The organism is Novosphingobium sp. HR1a (assembly GCF_015594425.1).
In the GTDB taxonomy this organism is placed as follows: domain Bacteria; phylum Pseudomonadota; class Alphaproteobacteria; order Sphingomonadales; family Sphingomonadaceae; genus Novosphingobium; species Novosphingobium resinovorum_A.
On record NZ_JABXWS010000048.1, the window covers coordinates 81972 to 99147 of the forward strand.

Below are 17176 nucleotides of genomic sequence, written 5' to 3' on the forward strand. Positions count from 1 at the left end.
GCTCCCGCCCATGCAAGGGGCAGTGGTCAGCGCAACCGATCTCGCGTGCCGTCGGGGCGACAGGTTGCTGTTTGCCGGGCTTTCGCTCGCGCTTGGCAAAGGCGAGGCCATGCAGGTCGCCGGCCACAACGGTATCGGCAAGTCGAGCCTGCTGCGCATTCTCGCCGGGCTTGCGCCCGCGTTCGAGGGAACGATCGCGGTGGACGGCGCCGTCGGCCTGCTCGACGAGCGCCCCGCCCTCGATCCGGCACTGCCGCTGGGCCGCGCGCTCGGCTTTTGGCGACAGCTTGATGGCGCTGGCGAAGAGGCTCACCTCAAGCGCCTCGGCCTCACCACGCTGCTCGACGTGCCGGTGCGCTACCTCTCCACCGGGCAGAAGAAACGCGCCGCTTTTGCCCGTCTGCTTGGCCAGGGGGCGAAAGTCTGGCTGCTGGACGAACCGCTCAACGGCCTCGACGGGCACGCCGTCGAACTCGCCGAGGCCATCACCGCCGAGCACTGCGCGAGCGGCGGCGTCGCGATGATCGCCTCGCACCAGCCGTTCCGCCTGCCGGGCCTGCGCACGCTCCACCTCTCGGAGTTCGCCGCGTGAGCCGGGTCATGGCGCTGCTGCGCCGCGACCTTGCGCGGCTGCTGCTCGGCGGGCGCGGTGGCGGGGCGCTGCTGCCGGTGCTGTTCTTCCTCTCGGTGTCGATGCTCTACCCCTTCGCGGTCGGGCCGGATGCACCGCTGCTGGCGAAGACGGGCGGCGGGGTGATCTGGGTCGCCGCGCTGCTCGCCGCGATCCTGCCGCTCGACCGCCTGGTCGAACCCGACATCGAACAGGGCTTGTTCGACCAGTGGGCCTTGCGCGGCATCTCCGAGGAACTGGTGATCGCGGTGCGCGTGCTCGCCCACTGGCTGAGTTTCGGGCCGCCGTTGATGCTCGCCGCCCTGCCCGCCGCCGCCCTGCTGGGGCTGGACGGCCATAGCCTGCGCATCGTCGAGATCGGCCTGCTGGCGGGAACTCCCGGCCTTGCGGCGCTCGGCGTGACGGTAGCGGCACTGACGTCCGGCCTGCGCGGAGGCGCGGCGCTTTCGGGCCTTCTGGTCATCCCGATGGCCATCCCGGTGCTGATCTTCGGCGCGGGAAGCCTCGGCACCGGCGGCGAGAGCGGCCTTGCCCTCACTGCCGCCGCCAGCCTCGTACTGATCGCCATCGCGCCGTTCGCGGGCGGGGCTGCGGTCAGAGCCTCGCGCGGCTGACGTCGTCCCGGACTTGATCCAGGACCGCTGGCCGGGCACAGCCCACCTCTCTTCACGCGCCGCGCGAACGGCCTGCGCCTAAAGACCGCCAGCGGTCCCGGATCAAGTCCGGGACGACGAGGCGAAATCGCCGCAGCGTTTGGCGCTCTCTCCGACCCCGCGCATAGTACCTCCCCGAGCCGAGTACATCGGCCCACCGAGGGGAGAGCGCCATGGAAACCGCCACAGAGTTGATGGCCGCCGCGCAAGGCCAGACCGGGCTCGCCGATTTCGGTGACGACGGTTTTCGCGAGGGCCTCGAACGGCTGGTCCTGGCGCTGAACACCGAGGCGCGGCTTACCTCGGCCGGGGAACATGCGCTGCGCGACCGCATCCTGCTGCACTTGCGCCAGCGCCTGATGATCGAGGATTGGTACGCCCGCCACCCCGAAATCGACGACGAGGACATTCGCAGCCCCCTGTTCGGGGTCAGCCTGCCGCGCACGGGTTCCTCGGCGCTGTCCTACCTGCTATCCAGCGATCCGGGGGTGCGTTACCTGCGGGTCTGGGAGAGTTCGCAGCCCTGCCCACCGCCTTCGACGGTCGATGGACCGGACCCGCGCCGGGGCGCCTCAGCCAGCGCCGCAGACGAGACGCTCAAGGGCGGCAGCCGCACGCCTTCCGGAATCGACGGGGCCATGGAGTGCCAGGACCTCATGGCGCTCGATTTCCGCAGCCAGATCTTCCAGGCCTTCGCCCAGGTGCCCAGTTACTCGCAGTGGCTGCTGGAGACGGCACACAGCGGCACCTACGCGTACCATAAGCGTACCCTGAGGCTCCTGCAGTGGGGTGAGCCCGCGCGGCCATGGCGCCTCAAGGCGCCGACGCACATGCTCTATCTGGATGCGCTCGACGCTGCCTATCCCGACGCGCGTTTCGTGATGACGCACCGTGATCCGACCGACGTGATGCTCTCGGTCGCAACCGTCTATGCCGAGATCATCGGCAAGTTCACCGACCATGTCGACCATGCCTACATCGGCGAACTCAACGTCCAGTGCTGGTCGGAGGCGATGACCCGCGCCATCGCCTTTCGCGAGGCCGGCAACGACCATCGCTTCTTCGACATCCACTTCCGCGCCATGCAGGCCGCCCCGCTCGGCGAAGTGCGCCGCCTTTACGACTGGCTGGGCGAGACGGTCTCGCCCGCCTTCGCGCAGGCCATGGCCATATGGTGGGAGAGCAACACCGCCGCCGAGCGCATGGCCAAGCCCGATCCCGCCCGCTTCGGCCTCGACCCGCAGGCCGTGCGCGCACGCTTCGCCGATTACCTGAACCACATGGACCAGTGGGCCGCTTGACAAGAGGAACCCGAATGCCCGAACCGATCACCGGCAAGTACGACTTCGACGCCGACGCGCGCATGGCGCAGACCGTCGCCAATGGCCCACGCTACGCGCCGCTGCGGCTGGAGGACGTCACCCCCGAGGGCATGGAGCAGGTGCAGGTCATCCGCGCCGCGTTCTCCATCCCCGACAGCCGCCCCTTCCCCGACGTCAGCCTCATCACCTTGCGCCATCCGGGCATGTTCAAGGGCCAGATGGTGCTCGGCATCGAGCTGGCGAAGGGCGCGATTCCCGGGCGCGATCGTGAACTGGCGGTCCTGCGCCTTGCCTGGCTCGCCCGCGCGCCCTTCGAATGGAGCGAGCACGTCGATATCGGCAAGGCCTTCGGGGTCACGGCCGAGGAAATCGAGCGCGTGCTGGAAGGCTCCGCCGCGCCCGGCTGGACCGAGCACGAATCGGCGGTCCTGCGCGGTGTGGAGGAACTGGTCGCCGACCACTGCCTGAGCGATTCGACATGGGCGACGCTGGCGAAAAGCTGGGACGAGAAGCAGATGCTGGAGTTCCCGCTGCTCGTCGGCTCGTACCTGATGACGGCGCTGCAGCAGAATTCGCTCAAGATTCAGCCGAAGGGCGGTTTCGACTACCGCTGATTCGGCGGTGGGCGACGCTGTGGCCGATTCTGTTGAAACCCCTGTGGATAAGCAGCGGACAATCGGAGCATAATCGAACCGTCATCCCAGCGAAGGCTGGGACCGCTGGCGGTCTTTAGGCGCGCAATGTCGTGCAGGGCGTTCGAACGCCAGATGGCCTGTTCGCGGCCAGCGGTCCCAGCCTTCGCTGGGATGACGGTATCTGCAGAAAATTGGCCGATTTTCGGGCCTTTCGCCGTCTCCGTGACCCTGAAGAAAAAACGGCCGGGGCGGGCAAGGCAAGGAGCCGCCCCGGCCAAGGTCACAGGATGGGAGAAACGCCCCATGACAAGCGTTTCTCCGGGCTTGGTGCAGGCTTGACGAGAGGAGCAAGCCGCGCAACACTAGCTAATGATAATCATTCGCATGTGCAAGCCCTAAAAGGAGACCCGCCATGTACAAGTACGTCGACCGCCCGCTCAGCAGCCTCGACGAAGGCTGCCGGTTCCTCGTCTGGTCCATGCGGGCGTGGGTCACCGCGATCGGCCACAAGCGGTGCCCGGCGCAGCTTCTCGCCCCGGCTTTCGCGCGCTGGCGCATGATCGGGGGCTTGCAGCCGTTCCACCGCGCCATGGTGCTGCTCAACCGCGACGCACTCGATACGCTGGCGTTCTGCCCGATGGGCTGCAGCCATGTGTCGGAGCACGAGGCGGTGATTCTCGAACTGATCACCTCGCTGCGCGACCGCGGCCCCACCGCGACTCGCGAGACGCTGGACCTGGTGGTGACCGAGGAGAGCGTGGGCGACATGCTCGAAACGCTGTCGAAGATCGGCGCGGCGCTCGCCATCGCGGGGATCTTTCCCGGCGAGCCCGTCGCCAATCCCGGCCGCAGCCACTGAAATCAGCCACTGACCCATTCGCGCAAGAGTGAAGTCGGCCCGTGCTAGATAGGCGCTGACGCGGTCCGGCTTCACTCTTGCGCGAATGGGTGCGCGACCGCGCCCACCCCGCTGCGACTAGGCAGCAAGCTGCCAAGTCTCGCTGCCCCTCCCGCAAGCGGGAGGGGGCCTTGTTCTCCTCCCGCTTGCGGGAGAGGCCGGGGGTGGGCCTTCCTTGCGGCCAAACCTCAATCCAGCGGCGCGACATCCACCGAAGCGTACATCGCCTGCGTCCCCGCGCCCCGGAACCGGCCGTCGAGCGGCGCCACGTCCGAATAGTCGCGTCCCATGCCGAGGAAGATGTGGTCGGTGTCCGCCAGCTTGTCGTTGGTGGGATCGAAGCCGACCCAGCCCAGTTCCTCGCCGCACCACAAGTTGACCCAGGCGTGCATGGCGTCGGCGCCGACCAGCCGCTCCTGCCCCGGCGGCGGCAGCGTGCGCAAGTAGCCGCTGACGTAGGCCGCCGGGATGCCGTGCGCGCGCGCGGCGATGATCATGATGTGGCTGAAGTCCTGGCAGACGCCGTGCCGCCGGTTGAACGCCTCGATCGGCGGCGTGTCGGTCTCGGTCGCGTCCGCATCGAAGGTGAATTCCCCGTGGATCGCCGACATCAGCGCCCGCCCGGCCTCCATCACCGGCATCGCCTCATTGAGCAGCGACCCCGCCCACCGCGCGATTTCGTGCTGCGGCTGCGCGATCGGCGAGGCGAAGATGTACGACGCGGGCGCGAGATCGGAGAGGTCGGGCTTCTTCATCGCCCGCTCGCGCAGTTCGGCAAGACCCGGCCCGGCAGCATCCTCGACGAAGAACGGCAGCGGCTCGACTTCCACCGTGAAGCGGCTCTCGATCTGGACCTGCGAAGTCACCTCGCGCAGCGCGAAGCGCGCCTCGTTGACGTGGTAGCCGCCTTGCCCCTCCACCACTTGCGCAGGCGAGGGATCGAGCGTCAGCTTGTAGTCGCTCACCACTTGCCCGTTCCAGGGGGCGGGCTTCAGGCGCACGTTGAACTGCGCCATGCTGACCGACTGCGCGTACTTGAGCGTGGTGATATGGCTTACGGAATAGCGCATCAGAGCAGCGGGGTCCTGCGTTCGGCGTCCTCGTTGTCAAGCTGCAGGAAGTAGCGCAGCGAGATCGCATCCGACAGCGCCAGCAACTGCGCTTCCATCGCCGCCAGCCGCTCGGGCGTCATGTCGGTCGCCAGCAGCGCCTGCAGTTCGCCCAGCAGCGCGCGGGCGGCGCGCAAGGGGGGCTCGGGGATATTGTCATCGCGCGAGGACGGCAGCGCCGAAAGGTGCGCGACGACTTGCGCCACCTGGAACACCAACGCGCGCGGGTTGTCGGGGTCGAGCAGCACGAGATCGCGCACGGGGTTGAGCGACGGCCCGGTGAGGTAGCGGCTGCGATAGATGATCTGGCTGTCGCACAAGTCGAGCAGCAGGCCGAGCGAGGTGACGTCGCCCGCCTTCGTCAATTGCCGCGCGGTGCGGCAGATCGCCTGCGCGCGCTCCAGTCGCTGCCCGATCTCGAGAAAGCGCCACGCGGCCGAGCGCACCATGTTCTCCGAGATCAGGCCCGCGAGAGCGCTGAAATGCTCGGTCAGCCAGCGGGCACTCGACAGCATCGATTGCGGGCGCTCGACGTTGATCGAGGGCATGGGGCGGCTGACGATGCGCCAGAAATCGCGGGCGAACCGCTCGCGCAGGGCCATGCCGACCTGCTGGCGGCGGCGCATGAGCGTGGCGACGCCGCCGGCCAGCCGCGTCTCGGTAAGCGCGCGGGCGCAGATCTTCGCGATCGGGAGCTTCGCCGTCGCCGCCTCGATCGCTCCGCCTTCGACCAAGAGCGCGGCGAGGCGCGGCAGCGCGGCGCCTTCGGCATCGACGTTGCCGTCGCTGTCCGCCGGGTTGGCGAGGATCGCGCGCACCACCCGCACCATCGCCTCGGCGCGCTCGTTGTAGCGGCCGAACCAGAACAGGTTGTCCGCCGCCTGGCTGGCGAGGATGCCGCCCCCTCGCGAGATCGGCGGCTCTCCGGCCACCCGGCTGCCGAGGTGGGCGGCGGCGGGCTTGTCGTCCACCACCCACAAGTCCGCCGACAAGTCGCCGTCGCCCATTAGCGAGGTCGGCAGCGCGGTGCTGGAAGACAGGCGCGCGAAGCCGCCGGGCATGACCGTCCAGCCGCCGTCGGCCGTGCGCGCTACGAAGGCGCGGACGGTGAAGGGGCGCGGCACGATCTGCCCGTCGATGATCGCGGGCGTGGTGGAGAGGTGGACGATCTCCTGCCCGCAATAGTCCATGGGGCGCCGCCACAGCGCGTCGATCAGCGCGACGCGGGACTTGCCGTCGAGCCCGGCCCCGGCGATCGGATTGCGGTTCGCCAGCGCCTCCACCGGCTGCCCGAATGCGGGAACCAGCGCCAGTTCCTCAAGCCGCGCGGCAACGGTGGAGCTTTCCACCGCCTGTCCGCACCACCATGTCGCGACGTTGGGCAGGATCGGCGCCTCGCCCAGCAGGGTGCGGCACAGGCGCGGCATGAAGGCCGCGAAGGCGGCGGATTCGAGCACCTCCACGCCCGGCCAGTTGACCATCTCGACGCCGCCGCCCGCCCACGCCCCGAACAGGTTGGGCACGCCCAGCTGCGATTTCGCGTCGAACGACAGCGGATCGAGCGCGGTGGTATCGATCCAGCGCCACACCGCGTCCACGCGCTTGGGCCCGGCAATGGTCCCGACGTAGAGCTTTTCGTCAAGCACGGTGAGGTCGCGCCCCTCGACCAGCGGCAGGCCGAGGTAGCGGGCGAGGTGCGCCTGCTCGGCATAAGTCTGGTTGAAACGACCGGGCGTCATCAGCGCGATGCGCGGATTCTCCCGGCGACAGGCGGCGGCCATGCCCTCCACCATGCCCGAGAAGAACTCCGACAGGCGCCGCGCATGGGCATCGGCCAGCAGGTTGCCGATCGCGCGCGACATGGCGAGGCGGTTCTCCAGCGCATAGCCGATCCCGCCGGCCACGCGCACCCGGTCCTGCAGCACCCGCCACTGCCCGCGCGGCCCGCGTGCGAGGTCGGCGGCGTAGACGTGGATGAAGCGGCCCTCATGAGGCGTGCGCCCGATCATGCGCCGCGCGAAGAACGGGCTGCCGGCGACGACGGCGGCGGGAAGATGGCCGTCCGCCACCAGCTTCTGCTCGCCATAGATGTCGGTGGCGATCGCCTCCATCAGCTCGGCGCGCTGGATCAGGCCGCGTTCGACCTGGCTCCACTCCTGCGCGCCGACGATCAGCGGCATCGCGTTGAGCGGCCAGGAACGCTCGTCCTCGTCCCCGGTCAGACGGAAGGCGAGGCCGAGGTCGGCGGCATGGCGCGCGGTGGCGTCCTGCAGCGCCGAAGGGTCGCCATCGGTCGCCGCGGCGAGCCCGGCCGCCACCTTGCGCCACACGTCGGCGACCGGACGGCTGGCATCGCCGAACAGGTCCCCTCGCGAGGCTTCGGCGGCATAGCCGTCAAGCCAGCTCGCGGTCGGGGCGAGATCGGGGCCGGAAGCAGGACGGGTCACCATGGCAAACCTCGTCGTCCCGGACTTGATCCGGGACCGCTGGCCGTGACCAACCCGCTTGGCATCGGGGCGCCTTGCCGATGGCACCTGCCTAAAGACAGCCAGCGGTCCCGGATCAAGTCCAGGACGACGAATGATCTATGCGCGCTGCACCCCTCGAACATGCCCCTACATTAGCCGCGAGGGCCGCCTGAGGTCGAGAGTGTAGGGAAATTCACTCGGCAGTTCCTCCGCAGGCACCGGCAGCGGCCCCGGAGAGTGGCCGTGATCCTGGAACCGCGCCTTGCGCCGGGCCTCGGCCTCGTAGTCGTTGACCGGCACCGTGTCGTAGCTGCGCCCGCCCGGATGCGCGACCTGATAGACGCAGCCGCCCAGCGAGCGGCCGTTCCACAAGTCGTAGATGTCGAAGGTCAGCGGCGCATGCGGCGGCAGCATCGGATGCATGCTCTCCGACGGCCACCACGCCTTGTAGCGCACGCCGCCCACGCCTTCGCCGTGCGCCACCTTGGTCAGCGGCACGCGGCGGCCGTTGCAGGTGATGACGTGACGGCCTTCGACAAGCCCCGTCGCCTTGACCTGCAGCCGCTCGGTGGAACTGTCCACGTAGCGCACGGTGCCGCCGATCGCGCCGGTTTCGCCCAGCACGTTCCAAGGTTCGAGCGCGTGGCTGATCTGAAGGTTGACGCCGCCGCCCTCGACCTCGCCGTGGACCGGGAAGCGGAACATGCGCTGCGCCTCGAACCACGACGGGTCGAAGTCGTACCCGGCGCGGCGCAGGTCATCCAGCACGTCGAGGAAATCGGCCCATACGTAATGGCCGAGCATGAAGCGGTCATGCAGCTGCGTGCCCCAGCGCACCAGCGGGCCTTCCACCGGCTCGCGCCAGAACCACGCCGTCAGCGCGCGCAGAAGCAGCTGCTGGGCGCAGGACATGCGGCCCTCGGGCGGCATCTCGAAGCCCCGGAACTCGACGAGGCCGAGGCGGCCGGTCGGGCCATCGGGCGAGAACAGCTTGTCGATGCAGATCTCGGTGCGGTGGGTGTTGCCGGTCACGTCCACCAGAAGGTTGCGGAACAGGCGGTCCACCACCCACGGCGCGGGCTGCTGCATGTGCGGACCGGGCACCTGCGAGAGCGCGATTTCCAGTTCGTAGAGCGCGTCGTGCCGAGCCTCGTCGATGCGCGGCGCCTGGCTGGTCGGGCCGATGAACAGGCCGGAGAACAGGTAGCTGAGCGAGGGATGCCGCTGCCAGTAGGTGACGAAGCTCTTGAGCAGGTCCGGGCGGCGGATGAACGGGCTGTCGAGCAAGGTCGGCCCGCCCAGCACGATGTGATTGCCGCCGCCGGTGCCGATCGAGCGGCCGTCGACCATGAACTTGTCGGCGGTCAACCCGATCTCGCGCGCGCAGTCGTAGAGCGTCTCGGTGATCTCCACCGTCTCGCGCCAGCTGGCGGAAGGATGGATGTTGACTTCGATGACGCCGGGATCGGGGGTGACCTTGAGCACCATCAGGCGCGGGTCCGGCGGCGGCGCATAGCCCTCGATCCGGATCGGCAGCTTCTGCACCTCGGCCACCGCCTCGATCGCGGCGACGAGTTCGAGGTAGTCCTCAAGCGCCTCAACCGGGGGAATGAACACGGCCAGGTAATCGCCGCGAGGCTCGACCGTGACGGCCGTGCGCACGGCGCCCTCGATGATGTCCTGATCGACCGCCGGACCGGTAAAGCTGTGCGGCTCGGGCACCGCCTGGGAACGCTGCGCCGTGCCGACCTCGCGCCCCTGATTGCCGCGCTCGATCGCCTGGAGACGGAAATCGGCGAGGGGTTGGCGCGGCTCTGCCGTGTCGCGCGGGTGGATGTAGGGAAAGTCGGCCGGCGCCACATAGGGCAGCGAGCCCAGCGGCAGGCGATAACCCAGCGCGGAATCGCCCGGAACCGCCGTCAGCACGCCCTTGCGCACGCGCCAGTATTCGCTCTTCCAGCGCGGCGTGGACTTATCCTTCGCGTTCCAGCGCTGCACCGGCAGTACGACGCCGACCGGCTGCTCCACCCCTCGCCGATACGTGCGGCGGAAGCGGCGGGCCAGTTCCTCGTCCTCGATCGCAGGGTCGAGCGGCGTGGTGTTCACCGGCAGTTCGTCCTCGCGCAGCATCCAGACGCCGCGATCCTCGAACACCGGCTGGACGTAGCCGCGCTCCAGCCCCAGCCCCTGCGCCGCGCCGGCCAGCAGGTTGGCGGCGGCGAGCACGTCGATGGTGGGCACCGGATCGGGATCGCCGCCCTTCTCCAGCGGCTTCTCCCCTGCGATCAGGCTGTCGTCATGCCAGATCGGCACGCCGTCCTTGCGCCAGTAGATCGAGTAGCCCCAGCGCGGCAGCGTCTCTCCGGGATACCACTTGCCCTGCCCGTGGTGGAGCAGCGATCCCGGCGCGAACTTCGCGCGCAGCAGGCGGATCAGCTTGTCTGCATAGGCAGCCTTGGTCGGGCCGACCGCGGCGCTGTTCCACTCCGGCGCCTCGAAGTCGGTGGCGGCGATGAAGGTCGGCTCGCCGCCCATCGTCAGGTTGACGCCCCAGGCGGTGAGGTCCGCGTCCACCTTGTCGCCCAGCGCCAGCAGGCCGTCCCAGCGCTCGTCGGTGAAAGGCTTGGTGATGCGCACCGCTTCGGCGATGCGGCTGACGTTCATCTTGAAGTCGAAATCGACTTCGGCGGGCTCGGCCATGCCCTCGATCGGGGTGGCGGAGCGGTAATGCGGCGCGGCGCACAAGGGAATATGCCCCTCGCCCGCGAACATGCCGGACGTCGCGTCGAGCGCGATCCAGCCCGCGCCGGGGACATAGGCCTCGGCCCAGGCGTGGAGGTCGGTGACGTCCTCCAGCACGCCGACCGGCCCTTCCTTGGGCAGCACGTCGGCGACCAGCTGGATCGAATAGCCGGACACGAACCGCGCCGCGAAGCCGAGGCGGCGCAGCAGCTGCACCAGTAGCCACGCCGAATCGCGGCACGATCCGATGCCGACCTTCAGCGTCTCCTCGGGCGTCATCACGCCCTGCTCCATGCGGATCACGTAGTCGATGCGCTGCTGCAGGCGGCTGTTGATGTCGACGAGGAAATCGACCGTGCGGCCTTCGTAGTCGGCATGCTGGGCCACCAGCGCCTCGAACAGCGGGCCTTGCTCCTCGACCTCGAAATAGGCGGAAAGATCCGCTTTCATGCCTTCCGAATAAGCGAAGGGATATTCCTCCGCCTCCGGTTCCACGAAGAAGTCGAACGGGTTGATGACGGCCAGTTCCGCCAGCAAATCGACCTCGATCGAGAAATGATCGACCGGATCGGGAAACACCACGCGCGCCAGCCAGTTGCCGTGCGGGTCCTGCTGCCAGTTCAGGAAATGGTCGGGCGGGCTGATCTTCAGCGAGTAGTTGGGCACCTCCGTCCGACTGTGCGGCGCCGGGCGAAGCCGGATAACCTGGGGGCCGAGACGGATGCGCCGCGAATAGCGGTAGCGGGTGAGATGGTGCAGGGCTGCCTTGATCATCGAAACGGAGTGTGCGCGATTCAATGCTGCGCTGCAACGATTGTTCAACAGTGGGCGTAAAACCTTCCCCACACCGTCGCACTTGTGTCATTCTTGCGTGCGAAAGGGCTTCTCGTGAATACCATGGACATGCTGACCGCCAACGAACCCGCGCAGGACGTGGAGGAAACCGAAGACCTCGCCACCCTGCCTTCGCGCTACTTCAACCGCGAACTGAGCTGGCTCGCCTTCAACGAGCGCGTGCTGGCCGAGGCCTGCAACCCGAACTATCCGCTGCTGGAGCGGCTGCGCTTCCTGTCGATCTCGGGCAACAACATCGACGAGTTCCTGATGGTGCGCGTCGCCGGCTTCCACGCGCAGGTGCGCCGCCAGATCGAGGAAATCTCGATGGACGGCCTCACCCCGTCGCAGGCGATCGCGGTCACGCACGAAAAAGTGATGGAGCTGGAGCGAATCCAGCAGGAAACCTGGTCCACCCTCAAGACCCAGCTCGGCGAAGCAGGCATCACCGTCGTCGGCGAGGATGACAAGCTCGACCGCGAGCGCGAGAAGTGGCTGCGCGAATACTTCATCGAACAGGTCATGCCGGTGATCACCCCGCAGGCGATCGACCCGGCGCACCCCTTCCCCTTCGTCGCCAACCAGGGCATCGGCGTACTGTTCTCGCTGACGCGCGAGGCGGACGAGGCGTCGGTGATGGAGATGGTGCTGATCCCCTCGCCGCTGCCGCGCTTCGTGCGCATTCCGGGCGCCGAGGCATCCTGGATCTCGATCGAGGACCTGATCTGCCGCAACACCGAGGAGCTGTTCCCCGGCTTCCGCTTCAACGGCCACGGCGTGTTCCGCATCCTGCGCGACAGCGACCTCGAGGTCGAGGAAGACGCCGAGGACCTCGTGCGCTACTTCCGCACCGCGATCCAGCGCCGCCGCCGCGGCCTCGTCATCGTGCTGCAACTGCAGGGCAAGTTCGACCCGGCCGCCGAGGAAATCCTGCGCACGCAGCTGGGCCTCGACAAGGCCCTCATCATGAAGACCGACGGCATCATCGGCTTCTCGGGCCTGTCGGCGATCTGCGACGAGGACCGGCCCGAGCTGAAGTTCGAGCCCTACACCCCGCGCTACCCCGAGCGCATCCTGGAACATGACGGCGACATCTTCGCGGCGATCCGCGAGAAGGACATCGTCGTCCAGCATCCTTACGAGAGCTTCGAGGTCGTCATCGACTTCCTGCGCCAGGCCGCGCTCGACCCGGACGTGGTGGCGATCAAGCAGACGCTCTACCGCGCGGGCAAGCAGTCGGCGATCATCTCGGCGCTGATCCAGGCGGCCGAGCAGGGCAAGTCGGTGACCGCCGTGGTCGAACTGAAAGCCCGCTTCGACGAGGAGCAGAACCTGCTCTGGGCCAGCCAGCTCGAACGCGCGGGCGTCCAGGTGATCTACGGCTTCGTCGACTGGAAGACCCACGCCAAGGTTTCGGCGGTGGTGCGGCGCGAGAACGGTTCGTACCGGACCTACTGCCACTTCGGCACCGGCAACTACCACCCGATCACCGCGCGCGTGTATACCGACCTGTCGTACTTCACCGCCGAACCGGCGGCGGGACGCGACGTGGTGCGCCTGTTCAACTTCATCACCGGCTACGTCGAGCCCAAGAGCCTCGAAATGCTCTCGATCTCCCCGATCTCACTGCGCTCGACCCTCAACGACTGCATCGACGCCGAGATCGCCAATGCCGAAGCCGGCAAGCCCGCGGCGATCTGGGCCAAGCTGAACTCGCTGACCGACCCCGACCTGATCGACCGCCTCTATGCCGCCAGCCGGGCGGGCGTGGACATCGACCTCGTCGTGCGCGGCATCTGCTGCCTGCGTCCGGGCGTGCCGGGCCTGTCGGAGAACATCGCGGTCAAGTCGATCATCGGCCGCTTCCTCGAACACGCGCGCATCTGGGCTTTCGCCAACGGCGCCTACCTGCCAAACCGCCGCGCCAAGCTGTTCATCACCTCGGCCGACGGCATGAGCCGCAACCTCGACCGCCGCGTCGAAGTGCTGCTGCCGATCCGCAATAAGACGGTGCACGACCAGGTGCTCGACCAGGTCATGCTGGCGAACCTGCTGGACTCCGAACAGTCTTGGGATCTGGCGCCGGACGGTTCCTACGACCGCGTCGGCGAAGTGGAGAACCCCTTCAATCTCCACCGCTATTTCATGACCAACCCGTCGCTTTCCGGACGCGGCGCAGCACTCGACAGTGGACGAAAGGTGCCGAAGCTGTCGCTGAGGCGTGGCAACATCTGACACGATTCCCAGCCCCTTCGTCATTGCGAGCACAGCGAAGCCGCGCTCGCAATGACGAACGACAGGTTCACATTCCCGCGCAAAGATGACGAGAGAGGGGACAAATGTGACCCCTCACACTTCACCTTGCGTCAGCGCCGCTCTAAAGAGCGCATCGCAACCTTGGGCCCTTGTGGTAAGTATTGACCAGAATGATCGGCATCAGCCAGTCCAGCGCCCGGCGCGCCATCATCGACATCGGATCGAACACGGTACGCCTCGTCGTCTACAACGGGCCGCCGCGTTCGCCGGTCGTCGTGCTCAACGAGAAGGTCAACGCCCGGCTCGGCAAGGACCTCGGCCGCACCGGCGCGATCGGCGAGAAGTCGATGCGCACGGCCCTCGCCGCGCTGGCGCGATTCGCCACGCTGCTGCGGCTGCAGGGGGTGGACGACGTCGAATGCGTCGCCACCGCCGCCGCGCGCGATGCCTCCAACGGACCTGCATTCCTTGAGGCCGTGCGCGGCTTCGGTCTCTCTCCCCGCCTGCTTTCTGGCGAGGAGGAAGCCCGCGCCAGCGCCACCGGCGTCATCGCCGCCTTCCCGGGCGCGCGCGGCATCGCGGCCGACCTCGGCGGTGGCAGCCTCGAACTGGTGGAGATCGACGCGGCGGTTCCCGGCGGCATCGCTCCGGGCGGGATCACCCTTCCCTTCGGCACCTTGCGCCTGCCGGACCTGCGCGCGCTGGGCCAGCAGAAGTTCGCCGCTGCCGTGCGCGACGGCCTTTCCGCGCGGGGCTGGGGCGTCAATGGTCACCACGGCGGCCGCGGGATACCGCTCTACATCGTCGGCGGTTCGTGGCGCGCGCTGGCGCTGCAGGCGATGCGCGTGCTCGACTGGCCGGTGGACGATCCGCATGGCTTCGAACTCGCCCCGTCCGAGGCGATGCATCTCGCCCGGCAGTTCGCCAAGGGCAAGCTCGAGAACCCCGATCCGCGCATCTCTGCCTCGCGCCTTGCCACACTGCCCGACGCCGCCGCGCTGATGGCGCAGATGGTCGGGCAACTGCATCCCTCACGCCTGATCTTCTCGTCCTGGGGCCTGCGCGAAGGGCTGCTGCACATGCAGCTTCCCGAGAGCATCCGTCAGGAAAGCCCGATGCTGGCCAGCGTCGCCGATTTCGCGCAGACCGCCCGCGTCAGCGCCGACGACGCCGTGCGCATCGCCGAATGGACCGCCCCCGCCTGCACGCAGGCCCGGACCGACGCCGACTTGCGCAAGGCCGCCAGCCTGCTCGCCCTCGCCGCGATGCGCACCGAACCGAACATGCGCACCGAGGAAGCGCTTACCTGGGCCCTGCGCAAGCGCTGGATCGGCCTCGACATGCGCGGGCGCGGCATGATGGCGATGACCGTCTTTGCGAACTCCGGCGAGACCGAGGTGCCGCCGCAGTTCACCAAGCTGGCCAGCGACGAGGACTTGCGCCGCGCGATTGGCTGGGGCCTCGCGGTGCGCCTGTGCCGACGCCTGACCGGCGGCGTTGCGGGCGGTCTTGCCGCGACCTCGCTGGCCGTGGAGCAGGGCACGCTGGTGCTGACCGTGCAGGACGCCGTGCGGCCGCTCTACGGCGCGGGCAACGGCAAGGACCTGAAAGCGCTGGCCGACTGGCTAAGACTGGGATGCCGGGTGCAGGACGCACAAGGGTCCGCGATCGAGGCGTGATGTTGATCCCGGCTTGATCCGGAAACCTCGTTGCGCGTTGGTGGGGCCTCAACAGGCTCAGCCTGAGCGGGATTTAAAGACCCGCTCTCAAACCCGCTCAGCCTGAGCTTGTCGAAGCCCCATCAACGAAACCCAACAAGCGCATCACACCAGCGTCTTGCTCTCCGCGATCGCCGAGATGCCGCGCTTGCCGCCGCTGCGGTCGAGCTGCACCACGATGTCGATCACCGAGGACGCATATTCCAGCGTCTCCGCGCGGGTCAGGCCGATACCGGTCTGCATCGACATCAGCGCGATCTGCTCCAGCGCACCGCGCGGAGTGTTCGCGTGGACGGTCGAGAACGAACCCGGGTGGCCCGTGTTGATGGCGCGCAGGAAGCTGACCGTCTCGGTGCCGCGCAGTTCGCCCAGCACGATGCGGTCGGGACGCAGGCGCAGCGCCGCTTGCAGGAGGTCGTTGGCCGAGACCTTGGCCTCGCCCAGTTCGCCCTTCACGGCGATGAGGCCGACGCCGTTCGCGCCCGGCAGGCGCAGTTCGGCGGTATCCTCGACCAGCACCACGCGCTCATGCTCCGGGATTTCGGACAGCATCGCATTGAGGAACGTGGTCTTGCCGGTCGAAGTGCCGCCCGAGATCAGGATCGTCCGACGCCGCCGGATCGCGTCGCGCAGGAAGGCGATCGGCTCCAGCATGGCGTCGGGCGCGGGTTCCTCGATATGCGGCGGGATCGGGCCGCGATCGTAGGCATCGAGCGGCAGTTCCAGCAATCGATGCCGACGGATCGCCAGCGCCCAGTTCGCGCGCGTGGCGGGCGGCCCGACCAGCTGGATACGCGCGCCTGAGTGCCCGCCATAAGCCGGAAGCGTCGCCGAGAGCAGCGGATGCTCGCGATTGATGCCCTGGTGGCTGATCCGCGCGACCTGCTCCGCGAGACGCTGCAGCAGGCGGTTGTCCATCTGCGGCAGCGCGATGCACTGCATGCCGGACAGCGCCGCGTCTTCCACCCAGATCTCGCCGGGGCGGTTGACGAGGATTTCGGTCACCGTCTCCTTGTCGAGCCACGGGCGCAACGGCGCGAGGTAGGCGTCGAGATAGACGCTGCGCGGCTCCGCATGGATGGGCGTGTCAGCCATGGGCGCCACAGTCACGGACGCATGCGCAGCAGCAGGCTGCAAGGTGAGGACTTCGGCCATGATCGCTCACTGAACCGCGCTGAAGTCCAGGTCCTTGGCGGTGAACACGCGGATCGGCTCGCCCTGGCGCACGCGGATGGTCGGGCCGATGCTCGACCCGCTCTGCACCGCCGCCGAGGCCGCCGAAGTGCCGCCGCCGATGACGACGTTGGAACCGCTCGACGCCAGCGTCGTCAGCCCGCCGACTACCGAGAGCAGCATGGCCGAGCCGAAGCGTTCGAAGAAGTGCGTGTTGACCTTGCCCGGCAGGCCGGTCTCGCCGCCGAACGCGATCGCGGGCGAGCCGAGGTTCACCGAGACGCCGTCCGGACGGATCAGGCGGCTCCAGATCACATAGGCGCGCTTCTGGCCCGCCGTCAGCCCGCTCTTGTACTGGCCGATCAGGCGCGAGGAGCGCGGGACGAGCACGCGCTTGCCGTCGAAGCTGCGCACGTCGGTCGAGACGATGGCGCGCACATAGCCGGGGACGTCGGTGTCGATCGCGGTTTCCAGCACGGCGGGGATCAGCGTGCCCTGCGTGACCGTGGTGGCCGGATCGAACGAACGTGCGGCCGATGCGGTCGAGCCGGGGCCGCCGATGCGCGCAGCGAAGTCGTCGTTGGCCGTCCCGCCGCCTGCCTTGGCGACTTCTCCGGCGACACCCGCAACGGGCACGGCAGCGCCGGTGCCCGCGTCGAACACGACGGTCGGGCTGGCGAAGCGGTTGGCCTGGGGCGCGATCTCGGTCCCGGGCGCGGCGGCCAGCACCGGTGCGG

Annotated in this window: 12 protein-coding genes; 7 read left to right on the plus strand and 5 right to left on the minus strand. The window is 68.3% G+C overall.

The features are described 5' to 3' along the window. Nucleotides 1-10 precede the first annotated feature (10 nt). From ccmA to HWN72_RS12725, 5 genes are all read left to right on the plus strand, one after another. On the plus strand, nucleotides 11-592 hold the full coding sequence (gene ccmA / locus HWN72_RS12705; protein WP_036526274.1) for a heme ABC exporter ATP-binding protein CcmA: 582 nt from the start codon (nucleotides 11-13) through the stop codon (nucleotides 590-592). An 8-nt stretch (nucleotides 593-600) separates the two neighbouring features. After that, entirely contained in the window at nucleotides 601-1245 is a 645-nt protein-coding gene (locus HWN72_RS12710) for a heme exporter protein CcmB (RefSeq protein ID WP_008831089.1), read from the plus strand. A gap of 212 nt (nucleotides 1246-1457) precedes the next feature. Then, nucleotides 1458-2585, plus strand: coding sequence for a sulfotransferase (locus HWN72_RS12715; RefSeq protein WP_036526276.1), 1128 nt, complete (start codon nucleotides 1458-1460; stop codon nucleotides 2583-2585). 14 nt (nucleotides 2586-2599) lie between these two features. Further along, entirely contained in the window at nucleotides 2600-3220 is a 621-nt protein-coding gene (locus HWN72_RS12720) for a carboxymuconolactone decarboxylase family protein (protein ID WP_008831087.1), read from the plus strand. A gap of 433 nt (nucleotides 3221-3653) precedes the next feature. Continuing rightward, nucleotides 3654-4100 (plus strand): hypothetical protein, encoded by a 447-nt coding sequence (locus HWN72_RS12725; protein WP_008831086.1) that lies wholly within the window; start codon nucleotides 3654-3656, stop codon nucleotides 4098-4100. Nucleotides 4101-4327: 227 nt separating this feature from the next. On the opposite strand, the gene HWN72_RS12730 is transcribed toward HWN72_RS12725, so the two are convergent. From HWN72_RS12730 to HWN72_RS12740, 3 genes are all read right to left on the minus strand, one after another. Then, nucleotides 4328-5209, minus strand: a complete 882-nt coding sequence (locus HWN72_RS12730) for a transglutaminase family protein (RefSeq protein ID WP_036526280.1) — start codon at nucleotides 5207-5209, stop codon at nucleotides 4328-4330. Beyond that, nucleotides 5209-7698 carry a circularly permuted type 2 ATP-grasp protein gene (locus HWN72_RS12735; protein ID WP_036526283.1) on the minus strand — a complete coding sequence of 830 codons (2490 nt, stop codon included), beginning with the start codon at nucleotides 7696-7698 and terminating at the stop codon, nucleotides 5209-5211. The genes HWN72_RS12730 and HWN72_RS12735 overlap by 1 nt, the downstream gene beginning before the upstream one ends. Nucleotides 7699-7863: 165 nt before the next feature. Further along, complete coding sequence (locus HWN72_RS12740) at nucleotides 7864-11232, minus strand: DUF2126 domain-containing protein (RefSeq protein ID WP_036526285.1); 3369 nt, start codon at nucleotides 11230-11232, stop codon at nucleotides 7864-7866. 123 nt (nucleotides 11233-11355) lie between these two features. Here HWN72_RS12740 and HWN72_RS12745 point away from each other — a divergent pair, with 123 nt between their 5' ends. Both HWN72_RS12745 and HWN72_RS12750 read left to right on the plus strand, forming a co-directional pair. Next, a complete protein-coding gene (locus HWN72_RS12745) occupies nucleotides 11356-13527 on the plus strand; it encodes an RNA degradosome polyphosphate kinase (RefSeq protein ID WP_008831082.1) in 2172 nt (723 codons plus the stop codon). Nucleotides 13528-13718: 191 nt separating this feature from the next. Beyond that, on the plus strand, nucleotides 13719-15227 hold the full coding sequence (locus HWN72_RS12750) for an exopolyphosphatase (protein WP_008831081.1): 1509 nt from the start codon (nucleotides 13719-13721) through the stop codon (nucleotides 15225-15227). 144 nt (nucleotides 15228-15371) lie between these two features. Here HWN72_RS12750 and virB11 read toward each other — a convergent pair whose 3' ends face one another. Together virB11 and HWN72_RS12760 are read right to left on the minus strand one after the other, a co-directional pair. After that, nucleotides 15372-16421, minus strand: coding sequence for a P-type DNA transfer ATPase VirB11 (gene virB11, locus HWN72_RS12755; protein ID WP_008831080.1), 1050 nt, complete (start codon nucleotides 16419-16421; stop codon nucleotides 15372-15374). A gap of 6 nt (nucleotides 16422-16427) precedes the next feature. Then, nucleotides 16428-17176: TrbI/VirB10 family protein (locus HWN72_RS12760; RefSeq protein WP_211150403.1), on the minus strand; the 749-nt coding region annotated here is incomplete at its 5' end.

Bases quoted from the DNA above. Each gene is read 5' to 3' on its own strand.
- ccmA (WP_036526274.1), top strand. From the start codon at position 11: ATGCAAGGGGCAGTGGTCAGCGCAACCGATCTCGCGTGCCGTCGGGGC.
- HWN72_RS12710 (WP_008831089.1), top strand. From the start codon at position 601: ATGGCGCTGCTGCGCCGCGACCTTGCGCGGCTGCTGCTCGGCGGGCGC.
- HWN72_RS12715 (WP_036526276.1), top strand. From the start codon at position 1,458: ATGGAAACCGCCACAGAGTTGATGGCCGCCGCGCAAGGCCAGACCGGG.
- HWN72_RS12720 (WP_008831087.1), top strand. From the start codon at position 2,600: ATGCCCGAACCGATCACCGGCAAGTACGACTTCGACGCCGACGCGCGC.
- HWN72_RS12725 (WP_008831086.1), top strand. From the start codon at position 3,654: ATGTACAAGTACGTCGACCGCCCGCTCAGCAGCCTCGACGAAGGCTGC.
- HWN72_RS12730 (WP_036526280.1), bottom strand. From the start codon at position 5,209: ATGCGCTATTCCGTAAGCCATATCACCACGCTCAAGTACGCGCAGTCG.
- HWN72_RS12735 (WP_036526283.1), bottom strand. From the start codon at position 7,698: ATGGTGACCCGTCCTGCTTCCGGCCCCGATCTCGCCCCGACCGCGAGC.
- HWN72_RS12740 (WP_036526285.1), bottom strand. From the start codon at position 11,232: ATGATCAAGGCAGCCCTGCACCATCTCACCCGCTACCGCTATTCGCGG.
- HWN72_RS12745 (WP_008831082.1), top strand. From the start codon at position 11,356: ATGGACATGCTGACCGCCAACGAACCCGCGCAGGACGTGGAGGAAACC.
- HWN72_RS12750 (WP_008831081.1), top strand. From the start codon at position 13,719: ATGATCGGCATCAGCCAGTCCAGCGCCCGGCGCGCCATCATCGACATC.
- virB11 (WP_008831080.1), bottom strand. From the start codon at position 16,421: ATGGCCGAAGTCCTCACCTTGCAGCCTGCTGCTGCGCATGCGTCCGTG.